Source organism: Shinella sp. Sh6 (genome assembly GCF_055392685.1).
Map to the genome: position 1 here is coordinate 1,450,256 of NZ_AP044005.1, position 15,280 is coordinate 1,465,535.

Annotated in this window: 16 protein-coding genes; 12 read left to right on the forward strand and 4 right to left on the reverse strand. The window is 66.5% G+C overall.

The features are described 5' to 3' along the window. Window positions 1-10 precede the first annotated feature (10 nt). From tatB to ACZ5TO_RS07165, 7 genes are all read left to right on the forward strand, one after another. A complete protein-coding gene (gene tatB, locus ACZ5TO_RS07135) occupies window positions 11-616 on the forward strand; it encodes a Sec-independent protein translocase protein TatB (RefSeq protein ID WP_464800024.1) in 606 nt (201 codons plus the stop codon). Beyond that, window positions 613-1,443, forward strand: a complete 831-nt coding sequence (gene tatC, locus ACZ5TO_RS07140) for a twin-arginine translocase subunit TatC (protein ID WP_464800025.1) — start codon at window positions 613-615, stop codon at window positions 1,441-1,443. The genes tatB and tatC overlap by 4 nt, the downstream gene beginning before the upstream one ends. Before the next feature lie 64 nt (window positions 1,444-1,507). Next, window positions 1,508-2,791 carry a serine--tRNA ligase gene (gene serS / locus ACZ5TO_RS07145; protein ID WP_464800026.1) on the forward strand — a complete coding sequence of 428 codons (1,284 nt, stop codon included), beginning with the start codon at window positions 1,508-1,510 and terminating at the stop codon, window positions 2,789-2,791. Between the two features lie 13 nt (window positions 2,792-2,804). Further along, window positions 2,805-3,575, forward strand: coding sequence for a 5'/3'-nucleotidase SurE (surE, locus tag ACZ5TO_RS07150; RefSeq protein ID WP_464800027.1), 771 nt, complete (start codon window positions 2,805-2,807; stop codon window positions 3,573-3,575). Next, window positions 3,572-4,228: a protein-L-isoaspartate(D-aspartate) O-methyltransferase gene (locus ACZ5TO_RS07155; RefSeq protein ID WP_184141907.1), complete on the forward strand. Its 657-nt coding sequence runs from the start codon at window positions 3,572-3,574 to the stop codon at window positions 4,226-4,228. The genes surE and ACZ5TO_RS07155 overlap by 4 nt, the downstream gene beginning before the upstream one ends. Before the next feature lie 231 nt (window positions 4,229-4,459). Beyond that, window positions 4,460-5,116 carry a hypothetical protein gene (locus ACZ5TO_RS07160; protein ID WP_464800028.1) on the forward strand — a complete coding sequence of 219 codons (657 nt, stop codon included), beginning with the start codon at window positions 4,460-4,462 and terminating at the stop codon, window positions 5,114-5,116. A gap of 152 nt (window positions 5,117-5,268) precedes the next feature. Then, complete coding sequence (locus ACZ5TO_RS07165) at window positions 5,269-6,825, forward strand: peptidoglycan DD-metalloendopeptidase family protein (RefSeq protein WP_464800029.1); 1,557 nt, start codon at window positions 5,269-5,271, stop codon at window positions 6,823-6,825. Window positions 6,826-7,125: 300 nt separating this feature from the next. Here ACZ5TO_RS07165 and ACZ5TO_RS07170 read toward each other — a convergent pair whose 3' ends face one another. Next, window positions 7,126-8,010 (reverse strand): ATP-binding protein, encoded by an 885-nt coding sequence (locus ACZ5TO_RS07170; RefSeq protein ID WP_380778809.1) that lies wholly within the window; start codon window positions 8,008-8,010, stop codon window positions 7,126-7,128. Between the two features lie 168 nt (window positions 8,011-8,178). On the opposite strand from ACZ5TO_RS07170, the gene yajC reads away from it, so the two are divergent. The 5 genes from yajC to ACZ5TO_RS07195 all read left to right on the forward strand — a co-directional run bounded on the left by yajC (window position 8,179) and on the right by ACZ5TO_RS07195 (window position 12,955). Then, on the forward strand, window positions 8,179-8,517 hold the full coding sequence (gene yajC / locus ACZ5TO_RS07175) for a preprotein translocase subunit YajC (RefSeq protein WP_184141900.1): 339 nt from the start codon (window positions 8,179-8,181) through the stop codon (window positions 8,515-8,517). A 92-nt stretch (window positions 8,518-8,609) separates the two neighbouring features. Further along, window positions 8,610-11,114, forward strand: coding sequence for a protein translocase subunit SecD (gene secD, locus ACZ5TO_RS07180; RefSeq protein WP_464800030.1), 2,505 nt, complete (start codon window positions 8,610-8,612; stop codon window positions 11,112-11,114). Further along, complete coding sequence (locus ACZ5TO_RS07185; RefSeq protein ID WP_464800031.1) at window positions 11,107-11,493, forward strand: Mth938-like domain-containing protein; 387 nt, start codon at window positions 11,107-11,109, stop codon at window positions 11,491-11,493. Before secD ends, ACZ5TO_RS07185 begins: the two co-directional genes overlap by 8 nt. Window positions 11,494-11,534: 41 nt before the next feature. Then, entirely contained in the window at window positions 11,535-12,389 is an 855-nt protein-coding gene (locus tag ACZ5TO_RS07190) for a phytoene/squalene synthase family protein (RefSeq protein ID WP_464800032.1), read from the forward strand. Window positions 12,390-12,502: 113 nt separating this feature from the next. Continuing rightward, the gene (locus ACZ5TO_RS07195) at window positions 12,503-12,955 is read left to right on the forward strand and encodes a hypothetical protein (protein ID WP_464800033.1); all 453 of its coding nucleotides are present in this window, start codon (window positions 12,503-12,505) and stop codon (window positions 12,953-12,955) included. 3 nt (window positions 12,956-12,958) lie between these two features. On the opposite strand, the gene trmFO is transcribed toward ACZ5TO_RS07195, so the two are convergent. The 3 genes from trmFO to ACZ5TO_RS07210 all read right to left on the reverse strand — a co-directional run bounded on the left by trmFO (window position 12,959) and on the right by ACZ5TO_RS07210 (window position 15,144). Then, window positions 12,959-14,368 (reverse strand): methylenetetrahydrofolate--tRNA-(uracil(54)-C(5))-methyltransferase (FADH(2)-oxidizing) TrmFO, encoded by a 1,410-nt coding sequence (gene trmFO / locus ACZ5TO_RS07200; RefSeq protein ID WP_464800034.1) that lies wholly within the window; start codon window positions 14,366-14,368, stop codon window positions 12,959-12,961. A gap of 155 nt (window positions 14,369-14,523) precedes the next feature. After that, the gene (locus ACZ5TO_RS07205) at window positions 14,524-14,667 is read right to left on the reverse strand and encodes a DUF1127 domain-containing protein (protein WP_119258352.1); all 144 of its coding nucleotides are present in this window, start codon (window positions 14,665-14,667) and stop codon (window positions 14,524-14,526) included. A gap of 333 nt (window positions 14,668-15,000) precedes the next feature. After that, the gene (locus ACZ5TO_RS07210) at window positions 15,001-15,144 is read right to left on the reverse strand and encodes a DUF1127 domain-containing protein (protein WP_184141889.1); all 144 of its coding nucleotides are present in this window, start codon (window positions 15,142-15,144) and stop codon (window positions 15,001-15,003) included. Window positions 15,145-15,280 lie beyond the last annotated feature (136 nt).

Consider the following 15,280-nt stretch of genomic DNA (forward strand, 5'->3'; position numbering starts at 1 on the left):
ACGATACCCAATGCTTGATGTCGGCTGGACCGAAATACTCGTCATCGCCATCGTATTGATCATCGTGGTGGGTCCGAAGGACCTGCCGCAGATGCTGCGTACATTCGGCCGCATGGTGTCCAAGATGCGCGGCATGGCGAGCGATTTCCGCCAGCAGTTCGACGAGGCGCTGCGCGAGGCCGATCTCGAAGACGTGCGCAAGACGCTCGGCGAGGCCCAGAAGCTCAATCCGCTGAACTCGATCCGCGATGCGGTCAATCCGCTGCGCCAGATGGGCAACGAGATCAAGGCCGACCTGGAGCGCAAGCCGGGCTTGACCACGACGACGCCCGCATCCGCGTCCCCGGAAAGCGTTTCTGCGGCGCCCGCCGCCGTTCCGTCCGAAGCGCAGGTGCCGGCCTCCACCGAGCCGGTCGCCGCCGCACCGCTGAAGAAGGGCCCGACCCGCAAGGCCGCGGCGAAGAAGCCCGCTGAAACGGCCGCCAAGGCCGGCAAGGCGACGAAGGCGGCGGCAACGAAGGCGGAGACGGGCAAGAAGGCCGCTGCCAGGCCGGCCGCCAGGAAGGCCGCCTCCACCAAGGCCGCGACGACGAAGACCAGGAAAGGCGACGCATGAGCGGCGATATCGAAGACAAGCCCCAGCCGCTCATCGAGCACCTGATCGAGCTGCGCCAGCGGCTCCTGTGGGCGGTGGGCGCGTTCTTCGTCGCCTTCCTCGTCTGCTTCTATTTCGCCAAGCAGCTCTTCAACCTGCTCGTCCTGCCGTTCAAGTGGGCCGTCGAGTGGGCGGGGCTTTCGCACCGCAATGTCGAGCTCATCTACACGGCGCCGCAGGAATTCTTCTTCACGCAGATCAAGGTCGCCATGTTCGGCGCGCTGGTCATCGCCTTTCCGGTCATCGCCCAGCAGATCTACAAGTTCGTCGCGCCCGGCCTTTACAAGAACGAGCGCGCGGCCTTCCTGCCGTTCCTCATCGCCTCGCCCATCCTGTTCCTGATCGGCGCGGCGCTCGTCTATTTCTTCTTCACGCCCATGGTCATGTGGTTCTTCCTGGCCATGGAGCAGGGCGGCGGCGAGGGGCAGGTCTCCATCCAGCTCCTGCCGAAGGTCTCCGAATATCTCAGCCTCATCATGTCGCTGATCTTCGCCTTCGGCCTCGTCTTCCAGCTTCCGGTCATCTCCTCGCTTCTCGTGCGGGCCGGCTTCATCGATGCCAAGGCGCTGGCGAAAAAACGCAAATACGCGATCGTCATCTCCTTCGTGGTGGCCGCCGTTCTGACACCGCCCGATCCGGTTTCCCAGATCGGTCTTGCACTGCCGGCCATCCTTCTCTACGAGATTTCCATCTATACGGCCCGACTCATCGAACGGCAGCGGGCGAACCCCTCGGACGCGCAGGGCGCGGAAAACGAGGTGGTTGCAACGCAGGGCGAGGCCGACTGAGGCCTTGCCGGCGGGGTCGCTGCCGGGCGGGATGGGCTCCATCCACGGAACGCCTGGAACGACGATGCTTGATATCAAATGGATCCGCGAAAACGCCGACGCCCTTGACGCTGCACTGGCAAAACGCGGCGCAAGCCCCCTTGCAAGAACGCTGATCGACCTCGACGAGAAGCGCCGCGCCGTCATCCAGACGGCGCAGGACATGCAGTCGCGCCGCAACGCCGCCTCCAAGGAGATCGGCGCGGCGATGGCCGCCAAGAATGCCGAGCTTGCCGGGAAACTGAAGGCCGAAGTCTCCGCCATCAAGGACCAGCTCCCCGCCGCCGAGGAGGAGGAGCGCCAGGTCACGGCCGAGCTCAACGACGCCCTTTCGCGCATCCCGAACATCCCGCTCGACGACGTGCCGGTCGGCAGCGACGAGACGGGCAACGTGGTCAAGCACGCCTGGGGTACGAAGCCCGGCTGGAACCACAAGGCGCTGGAGCACTACGAGATCGGCGAAGCGCTCGGCTGGATGGATTTCGAGGCCGCCGCCAAGATTGCCGGCTCGCGCTTCACCGTGCTCAAGGGCCAGCTTGCCCGCCTCGAACGTGCCATCGGCCAGTTCATGATCGATACGCACACGGAAAGCCACGGCTATACGGAAGTCCATGCGCCCCTTCTCGTGCGCGACGACGCCATGTTCGGCACCGGGCAGTTGCCGAAATTCGCCGAAGACCTCTTCCGCACCACGGACGGCCGCTGGCTGATTCCGACGGCGGAAGTCTCGCTCACCAATCTCGTGCGCGAGGAAATCCTCGACCAGGAGAAGCTGCCGCTGCGCTTTACCGCGCTGACGCCGTGCTTCCGCTCGGAAGCGGGCTCGGCCGGTCGCGACACGCGCGGCATGCTGCGCCAGCACCAGTTCCTCAAATGCGAGCTCGTCTCGATCACCGATGCCGACAGCTCCATCGACGAGCTGGAGCGCATGACGGCCTGCGCGGAGGAGGTGCTGAAGCGCCTCGACCTGCACTACCGCGTCATGACGCTGTGCACCGGCGACATGGGTTTTGGCGCGCGCAAGACCTATGACATCGAGGTCTGGCTGCCGGGGCAGGACACTTATCGCGAGATCTCCTCCTGCTCGGTCTGCGGCGATTTCCAGGGGCGCCGCATGAACGCGCGCTACCGCGGCAAGGACGACAAGGCGACGCGCTTCGTGCACACGCTGAACGGCTCGGGCACCGCCGTCGGCCGCGCGCTGATCGCCGTCATGGAGAACTACCTCAACGAGGACGGCTCGATCACCGTGCCGGACGCGCTGCTGCCCTATATGGGCGGCCTGAAGAAGATCGAGAAAGCGGCCTGAGGCGGACGACGGTATGCGCATCCTGCTCACCAATGACGACGGCATCCACGCCGAGGGCCTTGCGGCCCTCGAGCGCATCGCCCGCGAACTGACGGACGACGTCTGGGTCGTGGCGCCGGAAACGGACCAGAGCGGCCTTGCCCATTCGCTGACGCTTTCCGAACCGCTGCGCCTCAGGAAGATCGACGACAAGCGCTATGCACTGCGCGGCACGCCGACCGACTGCGTGATCATGGGCGTGCGCGAAGTGCTCGACGGGAAGCCGGACCTCGTTCTTTCCGGCGTCAATGCCGGTGCCAACATGGCCGACGACGTCACCTATTCGGGCACCATCGCCGGCGCCATCGAGGGCACGCTGCAGGGCATCAAATCCATGGCGCTGAGCCAGGCCTACAACCATGCCGGCGGCCGCGTCGTGCCGTGGGAGGTGGCCGAGGCCTACGCGCCGAAGCTCATCCGCCAGTTGATGAATGTCGAGCTGCCGGACTGGACCTTCTTCAACCTCAATTTCCCCAACTGCGCGCCTTCCGACCTCAAGGGCGTCGAGGTGACCGCGCAGGGCAAGCTCGATTTCGGCCTGACGGTCGACGAGCGCACCGACGGCCGCGGCTTTCCCTATTACTGGCTGCGCTTCGGCGAGCGGAAGGGCGATTTCCGCGCCGGCACGGATATCCATGCGCTGAAGAACCACAAGATCTCCGTGACGCCGCTGAAGCTCGACCTCACCGACTATACGGTGCTCGACCGCGTGCAGCGCGCCCTTGCCGGCGAGGGCAGCGATTGAGCACGGGTCGGGTGATCGAGAAGGAAGGCTTTGCCGCGCTGGCGCTGCGCCTTCGCGGCGAAGGCATCAACAATCTCGACCTCCTCACCGCGGTGGAGCAGACGCCGCGCACGCTCTTCGTGCCGCCGCAGTTTGCGGGCGACGCCTATTCCAGCCGCCTGCTGCCGCTCGATTGCGGCTCCTTCATCGAGGGCATCGACCTTGCCGTGCGGCTCCTCAACATGCTGAACCTCAAGACCGGCCAGCGCGTGCTGGAGGTCGGCACCGGCAGCGGCTTCACCGCCGCCGTGATGGGGCGCATGACGGAGCGCGTTTTGACCGTCGACCGCTACCGCACGCTCGTTTCCAACGCGCAGCAGTCGATCGAGAAGGCCGGCATCCGCAATGTTATCGTGCGGCAGGCCGACGGCAGCAACGGCATGCCGGGCGAGGGGACCTTCGACCGCATCCTCGTCACCGCCGCCTTTCCCGCCCTGCCGCGCTTCTTTGCCGAACAGCTCGTTTCCGGCGGCATGCTGATTGCCCCCGTCATGGTCGGCGAAACGGAATGCCGCATGCTGAAGCTCACGAAGACCGGCAGCCGCTTCGACCGCGAGGACCTGTTCGCGGTGCCTTACCTTCCTATCGTCCCGCAGGTCGCGCAGGCGCTCTGATCCTTCCTCTTCCGGTTGCTTTGCGCCGAAGCGGGCATCCGCGGGCTGAGTCTTTCTTGCGTTTTGTCCGGAAAATGCTGCGCCTCCAGGCGTCCCGCCGCACGCGACGCGTGAATTAGCAATGCAAATACAGCGCGTTAACCATTTGTTAACCAGCGCAAGCTTCGCGCAAGTTTCGGGGCGTAGGCCGGTAGCGAAGCAGGAATTTCCACTGAGGACGCCGCATTTCCAATGGATGCGGCCGTTCCGACGGAGAAGGAAATGTACGTCTCGAACCGCATCCCCAGCAGTTCCACCAGCGACAGCCTCGCCTACCTGGCGACGAAGGCTGCGGGGAAGGCTGCCGAGGAGAGCACCGAAGCCGTTTCCGGCGCGCAGCTTGCCGGCGGCAGCTACGATCCGTCCGCCCATGTCGGCCTGTCGGTCGATGCGCTTCTGGTCCTCAGCGTCGCCAGGGAAGAGACGGCGAGCGGTCAGCCGGCGCTGACGGAAGCCGAGCGCAACAATCTCGACACGGACGACCTCGAAAAGCGCGAATATGCCGCCTACGGCCATTTCCTCGACGAGGGCGACCGGAAAGCCTATCTGCGCGCCTATGTCGAATATTACGACAGCATGCCGGCGCAGGACCAGCGCAGCGCCCGCTATGCCGGCACGCGCGAGCGTGCGGTCTCGGCCCTGCGCGCCATCGCCTATAACGAAAGCGCCCTCGACATGACGGCGCCCGACGCCTCGCTGGAGAATGCCGCCGACGGTGCGGCGGCCACGGTGCGGCGCGCAACGCCCATCTCGGCGATCTTCCGGCCGAGCCAGGGCGACTTCGAAAATGCCGCCCGCGTCAGCGGCCGCATCTCGCGCGCCGACAGCATGTACACGGCGAGCTTCTGAGCCGCGACACCCCGATTTTTGCCACGGTGCGGGCGCACCATGGTTATCAATTCATCAAAAAACCACGGCGAATGTCCGGTTTTAACCGGGCAGTAACTCTAACGCGCTTTAATCGGTCCTCATCAAGTAGCGTACCGATTGGGTAGAGTCTCATGCGTAAGAGTGTTTCGCCGAGTTTTGGTAGGACCGCGACCCGCCTTGTAGCGGCCGCCCTGCTGGCAAGCGTCGCGACGGGGTGCAGCTCGGATGTCTCCCGATTCGGCGGTCTCTTCTCCAGCTCCGATCAGGATAACATCACGACCAGTTCGGTTCCGCGCCGCACGCTCTTCGGGCGAGAGCCGGTTCCGCGCAGCACCGTCGGCAACGGCGGGCAATATGCCGCCACCGGCCAGATGATGGGCTCGCGCGAGCAGGCGATGAACCAGCCGTTCCCCGATCAGGGCTCGGTATCCTACGACCCGATCGACACCTCGACCACCGCCGGTTCCGGCACGCGCTTCGCAACGACGCCGATGAGCGTCCAGCGCGGCGAGCTTGCCGACCCGACCGCCGGCGCAAGCCGTTCGGCCGAGCGCACCGCCGCGCTCGAGCAGGAGCTTCCGCGCAAGGCGAAGACCGTTCCGGCCGATACCGATTCGCTCACCACCGCCACCGTCCGCAGCAAGGCCGGCTGGTCGACGCAGAACGCGCCGGTCGTCATGCTGCGCCAGGGCGAGAGCGTGAAGACGCTTTCCAAGCGCTACGGCGTGCCGGAGAAGGAAATCCTCGCCGCCAACGGGCTGAAGCGCTCGTCCGATGCAGAGCCCGGCCAGAAGATCGTCATCCCCACCTTCAGCACCACCGCGAGCGCCGCCAAGGCCTCGACGGACCACACGCTGAAGGTCGACGGCAAGCTGCCGGCGCCCGAGCGCAAGGGCGAGCAGAACGTCGCCATCCTGCCCGGCACGTCGACCCGCGAGAAGGTGAAGGCCGAAGGCGGGCAGACGAGCTCCAACCTCGCCGATGCCGGCGAAGGCAAGGGCAAGGGCGGCTACCAGGTTCAGCCGGGCGATTCGCTCGCCAAGATCGCGCGCACAAACGGCGTGTCCGTCGAGGCGCTGAAGAAGGCGAACGGCCTCGACACGGCGTCCATCCGCATCGGCCAGACGCTGGTGATCCCGGCCGGCGCGGAAGCCGTAACCGACAAGACCGTGACCGCCTCGCTGCCGGTCGCCAAGAAGGTCGAGACGGCGGAGAAGAAGCCGGAAGCCTACAAGGCCCCGGTCAAGATCGTCTCCGTGACGGAAGCGGCCGCGAAATCCGACGTGACGGAGGACGCCCCCGAATCGACCGGCATCGGCAAGTATCGCTGGCCGGTGCGCGGCGCCGTCATCGCCGCCTATGGCGCCAATGTCGACGGCAACCGCAACGACGGCATCGATATCTCGGTTCCGGAAGGCACGCCCATCAAGGCGGCGGAGAACGGCGTGGTCATCTATGCCGGCAGCAGCCTGAAGGAGCTCGGCAATGCCGTGCTCGTGCGCCACGACGACGGCACCGTCACGGTCTACGGCCATGCGGGCGAATTGAACGTGCAGCGCGGCCAGAAGATCCAGCGCGGCCAGACCGTCGCCGTCTCGGGCATGAGCGGCAACGCCACCCGCCCGAAGCTCCACTTCGAGGTGCGCAAGAACGCCACCCCGGTCAACCCGATGACCTATCTCGAATAGGCCGGCTCGCCGCCCGCTATAGAACAGACAAGGCCCGGCAATGCTGGGCCTTTCGGCGTTTTTCTCTCCCTTTTCTCCCTCTCTCTCCCTCTCCCTCTGCCGTCATGCTCGGGCTTGACCCGAGCATCCACGCCCCATGGCACGCGTTGAGTTTGTGGCATGGATCCTCGGGTCAAGCCCGAGGATGACGACGGAGAAGGGGGTAGGAGAAGGGACGGGAAGGAGAAGAGGGCGGGAAATGGAAATGGAAAGGGGAAGGCAGGCTCGCCGATCCCCTACGATACGATCAAACCGGCATTCTCATTTCGCCAGCGGCTTGCCGAGCCGGCCGGCGAGGTCCTGCACGTATTGCCAGGCGACGCGGCCGGAGCGGGAGCCGCGGGTGGTCGACCATTCGAGGGCCTCGGCGTGAAGCTGCTCCTTCGGGAGATCGAGATCGAAATGGCCGGCATAGCCGTCGATCATCTCCAGGTACTCGGCCTGGCTGCATTTGTAGAAGCCGAGCCAGAGGCCGAAGCGGTCGGAGAGCGACACCTTCTCCTCCACGGCTTCCGACGGGTTGATCGCCGTCGACTGCTCGTTCTCGATCATGGTGCGCGGCAGGAGATGCCGCCGGTTCGAGGTGGCATAGAGCAGCACGTTGTCCGGCCGGCCTTCCACGCCGCCGTCGAGCGCCGCCTTCAGCGATTTGTAGGAGGTATCGTCATGGTCGAAGGAGAGGTCGTCGCAGAAGATGATGACCGGGAAGGGCGTTTCCTTCAGCACGTCGAGGAGCGCCGGCAGGGTCGCGATGTCCTCGCGGTGCACCTCGATCAGCTTCAGCCCGCTCTCCGTCTCCTTAGCGGCGAGCGCATGGACGGATTTGACCAGCGAGGACTTGCCCATGCCGCGCGCGCCCCACAGGAGCACGTTGTTGGCCGGCAGGCCGCGGGCGAAGCGCACGGTGTTGTCGACGAGGATGTCGCGCACATGGTCGACGCCGCGGATGAGGTCGATGTCGATGCGGTTCGGACGCTTGACCGGCTGTGCGTGAAGGCGGGCCGGCGCCCAGACGAAGACGTCCGAGGCGTTCCAGTCGTTGACGGCGGGCGCCGGGCCGGCGAGGCGCTCGAGCGCGGCGTTGATGCGGCCGATTTCGGCCAGCAACAGCTTGACGTGATCTTCCTGCAATGTCTCTCTCCTCATGCGTTACCCGCCGGTAGCATGCGTCGGCTGGTCGCGAAAAGAGGGAAAGTGCTTGGAAAACGAGAGCTTCGCGCCCTCGTCTGTTGCATTAGGACCCGGCTTGCCTATATTCCGGCAACCGAAATGGCCGCTCGGGCCGTGAAAATTCAAGATTTCAAGGAGTAGCTGATGTTCATTACCGAGGCTTTCGCCCAGACGGCGGCACCCGGCGGGGCAGCGGGCGGCACGGACATTCTCATGTCGATCCTGCCGTTCCTGCTGATCTTCGTGGTGATGTATTTCCTCATCATCCGCCCGCAGCGCGCATCGATGAAGCGCCGCGAAGAGCTTCTGAAGAACATCCGCCGCGGCGACCAGGTCGTCGTGGGCGGCGGCATCGTCGGCAAGGTCACCAAGGTCGTCGACGACAACGAGCTTGAAGTCGAGATCGCCGAAGGCACCCGCGTGCGCGTCACGCGCGGCGGCGTCAGCGAAGTCCGCGTCAAGGGCGAACCCGTCAAGGAATAGCTTGGCTTGCCGCGCGGCCGGGTTAGAATTGCCCCGGCCGGCGGCCCGACTGGTTTTCAGCCGGCGCCGGCGCCGGATTAGTCGAGATCGCGATGCAGCAATCCGCCCGCTGGAAGACCTTTCTTCTCTGGCTTCTCCTTGTGGCGAGCCTTCTTATCGTCCTGCCGAGCCTCCTGCCGGCGCGCACCGCCGCCGGCCTGCCGGGCTGGATGACGGCGCACCGCCTCATGCCGGGCCTCGATCTCACCGGCGGCTCCCGCCTCGTCCTCGAAGTCTCCCGCAGCGAAATGGCCGCCGACCGGCTGCGCGCGGCGGTGGAGACGATCGGCAGCACGCTGCGCGCCGCCCGCATTCCCTATGGCGATCTCAACGGGGCCGGCAGCACGGTCGACGTGACCGTCACGGCCGGAGACCGCGCCGATGCCGCCCGCAAGGCAATCGAAGGCCTCGGCCTCGGCACGCTCGAAACGCCGGGGGCCGGCCAGTTCCATCTCGTCCTGCCGGACGCCGCGGTCGAGGGGGCTGCCGGCGCAGCCTCCCTGGAGGCGGTGGAAGCGGTGCGCCGCCGGGTCGAAAGCCTCGGCATTCCCTCCGTCGCCGTCACGCGCGGCGAGCGCGGCCGCATCGTCGTCGCCATGCCGGGCGTCACCGATCCGCAGCGCGTCAAGGACATGCTGGCCGAGGTCGGCCGGCTTTCCGCCCGCCTCGTCGACGAGAGCATGCCGGTCGACAGGGCAATCGAGAACGGGGCGCCGGCGGGTTCCGAAGTGCTCTATTCGGTCGGCGAGCCGCCGGTCGGCTATCTCGTCCGGCAGGACGATCTCTTTACCGCAGCCGACGTCGCCTCCGCCGAGCCGGCGGCGAACGGCGAGCCCTTCGTCGAATTCCGCCTGCGCCCGGAAGCGGCCGCCAAGCTTGCCGCCTTCACGCAGGAAAACAGCGGCCGCACCATCGCGATCCTGCTCGACGGACAGGTCATCTCGACATCGCAGATCAAGGGCGCGATCACCGACGGCGTCGGCCGGCTTTCCGGCGATTTCGACGCCGAGGGCGCGGCCAACCTCGCGCGCGTCATCGCAAGCGGCCCCCTGCCGGCGCCGCTGACGATCCTGGAGGAGCGCTCGATAGAGCCCGTTCTCGGCGCCACCTCGGTTGGCGCCGCCGCCCTTGCGCCGGCGGTCGCCGTCGCTGCGGTCGTCGTCTTCATGACCTTCTTCTACGGCGTGCTCGGCCTTGCCGCCTCCGCCTCGCTCTTCTTCAACGTGCTGCTGACGCTCGCCGCGCTCGCGCTCTTCGGCGTGCCGATCTCGCTGTCCATGATCGCCGGCATCGTGCTGACGGTGGGCATCGCGGTCGACGCCAGCGTGCTGATCTTCGAGCGCATCCGCGAGGAGACGAAGAGCGGCCGGCCGCTCGCCGAGGCCGTCGGCACCGGCTTCGGCCGTGCCCGCGCGACGGTGCTCGACGCCTCCGCGACCATGCTGATCGCCGTCGCCGTGCTCTTCCTGCTGTCTGCTGCGCCGGTGCGCGCCTTCGCGCTTGCGGTCGGCATCGGCCTGCTTGCGACGCTCTTCACCACGTTCGGCGTGACGCAGCGCCTCGTGCGCCTCTGGCTCGGCCGCAGCGGCGCGACGCATCTGCCGAAGGGCGTCCGCACCGGGATGTTCGACAGGCTCAACCTGCGCTTCATGGCGGTGCGCAACGGCATCTTCCTGCTGACGGCGGTGCTGTCGCTGGTCGTCGCCGGCCTGCTCGTCGCCGGCAAGCTGCGCGTCGGCATCGATTTCACCGGCGGCGCGGCGGCCGAGGTCCAGGCGAAATCCGGTGAGGCCGATCTCTTCGACATCGCCGCCCGCCTTGCCGGCGCCGGCATCGACGTCCAGCGGGTCGACTATTCCAGCGACCCGCGCCGCGCCGTCGTGCGGCTGACGGCGCAGGGCGAGGGCGAGAACGCCGAGCAGACCTCCGTGCTCGTCGCGCGCGGCGAGCTGGAGGACGACTACGACTTCCGCCGCGTGGACGTGGTGGGGCCGGCGATCTCCGGCGAACTGATCGATACGGCGACGCTCGGCTTCGTGGCGGGGCTCCTTGCCCTCGTCGCCTATATCTGGATCCGCTTCGAGTGGCATTTCGCCATCGGTGCGATCATCTCGCTGGCGCACGACGTCTTCTTCACGCTCGGCTTCCTTGCGCTGGCGAAGATCGAGTTCAACATCAGCGCCGTGGCGGCGCTGCTGACGGTCGCCGGCTATTCGCTGAACGACACGATGGTGGTCTACGACCGCATCCGCGAGAATCTCCGGCATTTCCGGATGATGCCGCTGCCGGTGCTGATCGACGATGCGATCAACCGCACGCTCTCGCGCACCGTGCTCACTTCCGCGACGACCCTCATCGCGCTTGCCGCGCTCGCCGTCTTCGGCGGCGAGGCGATCCGCACCTTCGCGCTGACGCTGCTCTTCGGAGTGGCCATCGGCACCATCTCCTCTATCTACATTGCCGGGCCGGTCCTCATCCTGTTCCGCCTGCGCCCGGAGCGCTATCGCCCCGGCAAGGGCGGCAAGGGGCCGGCCACGGAGCTGGAATCCCATGGCTAAAGGCATTGAAATCCGCCAGGCGCATTTTCCGGGCCGCGCGCCGATCGACGCATACGGCAATGGCGGCTTCCGCTTTGCCGACATGTCGCACCGCGGCTCCATCCTGTGCCTGCCTTCCGGAATCCATGGCTGGGAGAAGCAGGAAGACGGTTCGCTGACCCTCGACGACCTCAGCCGCGTTCTGGATGAGGCGGGCGATATCGAGGTGCTGCTCGTCGGCACCGGCAAGGAGATCCGTCCCCTTCCGCCGGAGGTGAAGGCGGCGCTGAAGGAGCGGCGGATCATTTCCGACCCGATGAGCACGGGTGCGGCCGTGCGCACGTTCAATGTCATGCTGGCTGAAAACCGCGCGGTCGCCGCCGCGCTCATCGCCGTGTGACGCATCCGGCTGCAAGCCATTCCCGAAGACGGTTTTCCGACGTGACTGACAAGAAAGAAGCCAATTACGCGCATTGCCTTGCCGCACTCCGCGACACGGACCGCGACCGCTATCTCGCCTGCCTGCTGGCGCCGGAGGAAAAACGCGGCGCGCTCGCGGCGCTCTACGCCTTTTATGCCGAGATCGCCCGCGTGCGCGACGTGGTGCGCGAGGCGCTGCCCGGCGAGATCCGCCTGCAATGGTGGCGCGATCTCCTGGAGGGCAAGCCGGACGGCGATGCGGCGGCCAATCCGCTTGCCGCGGGGCTGCTTGCCTGCATTGCCGAGCATCGCCTGCCGGTCGCCGTGCTGACGGACATGATCGAGGCGCGCATCTTCGATCTCTACAACGACCCGATGGAAAGCCGCCCGGCGCTGGAAGGCTATGCCGGGGAGACGGCCTCGGCCCTCATCCAGCTTGCAAGCCTCGTGCTGGACCCGCAGAAGGCGCCGCAGTCGGCCGTGGCCGCCGGCCATGCCGGCGTGGCGCAGACGGTTGCCGGCAGCCTCCTGATGCTGCCGATCCACCGCCGGCGCGGGCAGGTCTATTTGCCGGCCGATCTTCTGGCCGCCACCGGCCTTTCGCCGGAAGCGCTCATCGACGGCAGCGACAGCCAGGCGGCCGCCCGAGCCGTCGAAGCCTTCGTCGGCCTCGGCCGCGAGCATCTGGCGAAGGCGCGGGCCGCGGGCGGCATCGCACCGGAGAATCGCGCGGCCTTCCTCACGGTGACGCTCGTGCGGCCGATCCTCGACGCTGCGGAGCGGGCCGGGGCGGCCGTGCTCGACCGTCCGCTCCAGCCCGCCCAGTGGCGGCGGCAATGGTGGATGTGGCGGGCGCTGCGCCGCGGGCCTTTCTGAAAGGGCAAGGGAACCGTCAGGCGCCTTCGCGCGTCCTCACGGACAGGACGCAAAACTGGCGCAAGCCTTGTCCGCTACAGCGGCAGGACGTTTCTGCTGGAGGAGTCGAGCCGATGCTCTGGACCATCACCATCGTCTGCCTGTTCCTGGCGGGTCTCATCTTCCGTCAGCGGTTCCGCCGCGACGACGAGCCGGAAAGGATGGGCGAGGACGCGGGCCTTGCCATCCTGGAATTCGGCCGGGCGTTTCCCGGCGAAGCGATCCGCGAGATCATCTCCACGGCGGACGGGCGCACGGTCTTCCTGCGCCTGCACGATGGCAAGGCCGGCTGCATGCATGCGCACGGCCATCACTATACCTGCCACCTGATCGAGCCGGGCGCGGTACGGGTCGGCAGCGCCGGCCCGCGGCGCCTTTCCGTCCAGTTCCCCGATGCCTCCTTCGAGGGCGGCACCTTCGAGTTCCGCGACGAGCGGCAGGCCGCCGAAGTCTCGCTCTGGCTGCTTGGCAGCTTCATGCCGACCGTGGCGGGCCTCGGCGGCAAGGCTCTCGGCCAGCCGACCTGAGGCTCAAAGCCCGAGCCAGCGGGCGCAATCTTCCAGTGCGCGGGCGGCGGTCGCCTGCTTCTTGGCGAGCGCCTTATCCTTGCCGCGGAAGCGCTTCATGCCTTCCGGCCTGGTGATCGCGCCGGGCTCCAGCGGCGGGAAGAGGCCGAAATTGACGTTCATCGGCTGGAAGGAGCGCTTGCCCGGCTCGTCGTCGGAGACGATGTGCCCGCCGGTGATATGGCCGAGAAGCGCGCCGAAGGCCGTCGTCTCGGGCGGCAGGGACGGCGTCTCGCCGCGGCGTTCGGCGGCGGCGAACCGGCCGGCGAGAAGGCCGATGCTGGCGCTTTCCACATAGCCTTCGCAGCCGGTGATCTGCCCGGCGAACCTGAGGCCCGGCCGCCCCTTCAGCGCCAGCGATCCGTCGAGCAGCGTCGGCGAGTTGATGTAGGTGTTGCGGTGGAGGCCGCCGAGGCGGGCGAATTCGGCGTTCTCGAGGCCCGGAATGAGCCGGAAGATCTCCGCCTGCGCGCCGTATTTCAGCTTCGTCTGGAAGCCGACCATGTTGTAGAGCGTGCCGAGCGCGTTGTCCTGGCGAAGCTGCACGACGGCATAGGGCTTTATCGTCGGGTTATGCGCATTGGTGAGCCCCATCGGCTTCATCGGGCCGTGGCGCAGCGTCTCGCGGCCGCGCTCGGCCATCACCTCGATGGGCAGGCAGCCGTCGAAATAGGGCGTGCCTTCCCATTCCTTGAAGCCGGTCGTGTCGCCGGCGACCAGCGCGTCGATGAAGGCGTTGTATTGCGCTTCGTCCATCGGGCAGTTGATATAGTCCTTGCCCGTGCCGCCGGGGCCGACCTTGTCGTAGCGCGACTGGAACCAGCAGATATCCATGTCGATGCTCGCCGTGTGCACGATGGGCGCGATGGCGTCGAAGAAGGCGAGCGAATCGGCGCCGGTGCGCGCCTGGATCGCCTCGGCGAGCGAAGGGGCGGTGAGCGGGCCGGTGGCGATGATCGCCTGGTCCCAGTCCTCCGGCGGCAGGCCGGTCACTTCCTCGCGGGCGATGGTGATCAGCGGATGGCCCTCGAGCGCGGCCGTGACGGCGGCGGAAAAGCCCTCGCGGTCGACGGCAAGCGCGCCGCCGGCCGGCACCTGGTTGGCATCGGCCGACCGCATGATCAGCGAGCCGGCAAGGCGCATTTCGGCGTGCAGAACGCCGACGGCGTTGCTGGTCGCATCGTCCGAGCGGAAGGAATTGGAGCAGACGAGCTCGGCAAGGCCGTCCGTCTTGTGCGCATCCGTGCCGCGCACGCCGCGCATTTCGTGCAGGATGACGGGGATGCCGCTTTCGGCAATCTGCCAGGCGGCTTCCGAGCCGGCAAGGCCGCCGCCGACGACATGGATGGGGGTAGGGGAAGAGGTCTTGGTCATGGGCGGTTCGTTACCATGGGCAACGGCGCAATTCCAAGGAAAAGCAATGGAAAGGGGCGTCATGCCCCCGGAATCAAAAACGGCACCGTGTGGTGCCGTTTGATCGTTCCTCGCGCAGGCCGTTTCCGGCCGCAGCGGCGGAAACCGGCTATGTCTTAGCGGAAGGAACGGGAAGCGATGTCGCGGATGTCGTAGCGGGTCAGGCCGATGTCCGAGAGCGTGTGGTTCGACAGGTTGCCGAGTTCGTTCAGGGTGCGGCGGTAGGAAATCCAGTTCTTTGCGATGCGGATCGGGTTCATGATTCTGCTCCTCGAAGGTGTTGGCCGGAGGGTCTGTCCCACCGGCTCGTGACGCCTATATACGCGCAGCCTCTGTCAATGTGCAGTGCAAAGAAAATGCACCTGCTATGCATTTGTGCAATAAGCCGCGCAGGAAAGCGGCAGGTGCCGTTCGGAAAGGCGATATCGGAGAAAATGCCTTTATTCCAGCCAGATACCTGAAAGTCAGCCTGAAGGATGAGGTGTCGCAAATGCTCGCCTGCGACATTGTGCGGCGCAAAAAGACCGCAAACGAAAACGCCCTCCGGTTTGCACCGGAGGGCGTTTGAAAAGAATCCCGGGGGACCGTTCGGCTTACTGTGCGGCCTTGCGGGCGATGAACGGGATGTCGCTGCGGCCGATGCCGAGGTCGCGCAGCTCACGGTCGGTCATGCGGCCGAGTTCGCTGACGGTCTGACGGTACTTGCGCCAGTTGTTGAAAGAGCGTGCCAGGTTCATGTCTATACCCCTTTCTTGGGCTTCGTTCCGGGCGGCCGCTCGTCCTTGGCGCCGCCCCAATCTGATGAGCCGAATATAGGTTTGCGCCGCGAAAAAGAACAGCGCTGGAATGGCACGGCACCTATGCGATTTACGC

Excerpts from the sequence above, each read along its gene's own strand:
- tatB (WP_464800024.1), top strand. The coding sequence starts at position 11 with ATGCTTGATGTCGGCTGGACCGAAATACTCGTCATCGCCATCGTATTG.
- tatC (WP_464800025.1), top strand. The coding sequence starts at position 613 with ATGAGCGGCGATATCGAAGACAAGCCCCAGCCGCTCATCGAGCACCTG.
- serS (WP_464800026.1), top strand. The coding sequence starts at position 1,508 with ATGCTTGATATCAAATGGATCCGCGAAAACGCCGACGCCCTTGACGCT.
- surE (WP_464800027.1), top strand. The coding sequence starts at position 2,805 with ATGCGCATCCTGCTCACCAATGACGACGGCATCCACGCCGAGGGCCTT.
- ACZ5TO_RS07160 (WP_464800028.1), top strand. The coding sequence starts at position 4,460 with ATGGATGCGGCCGTTCCGACGGAGAAGGAAATGTACGTCTCGAACCGC.
- ACZ5TO_RS07165 (WP_464800029.1), top strand. The coding sequence starts at position 5,269 with ATGCGTAAGAGTGTTTCGCCGAGTTTTGGTAGGACCGCGACCCGCCTT.
- ACZ5TO_RS07170 (WP_380778809.1), bottom strand. The coding sequence starts at position 8,010 with ATGAGGAGAGAGACATTGCAGGAAGATCACGTCAAGCTGTTGCTGGCC.
- yajC (WP_184141900.1), top strand. The coding sequence starts at position 8,179 with ATGTTCATTACCGAGGCTTTCGCCCAGACGGCGGCACCCGGCGGGGCA.
- secD (WP_464800030.1), top strand. The coding sequence starts at position 8,610 with ATGCAGCAATCCGCCCGCTGGAAGACCTTTCTTCTCTGGCTTCTCCTT.
- ACZ5TO_RS07185 (WP_464800031.1), top strand. The coding sequence starts at position 11,107 with ATGGCTAAAGGCATTGAAATCCGCCAGGCGCATTTTCCGGGCCGCGCG.
- ACZ5TO_RS07195 (WP_464800033.1), top strand. The coding sequence starts at position 12,503 with ATGCTCTGGACCATCACCATCGTCTGCCTGTTCCTGGCGGGTCTCATC.
- trmFO (WP_464800034.1), bottom strand. The coding sequence starts at position 14,368 with ATGACCAAGACCTCTTCCCCTACCCCCATCCATGTCGTCGGCGGCGGC.
- ACZ5TO_RS07205 (WP_119258352.1), bottom strand. The coding sequence starts at position 14,667 with ATGAACCCGATCCGCATCGCAAAGAACTGGATTTCCTACCGCCGCACC.
- ACZ5TO_RS07210 (WP_184141889.1), bottom strand. The coding sequence starts at position 15,144 with ATGAACCTGGCACGCTCTTTCAACAACTGGCGCAAGTACCGTCAGACC.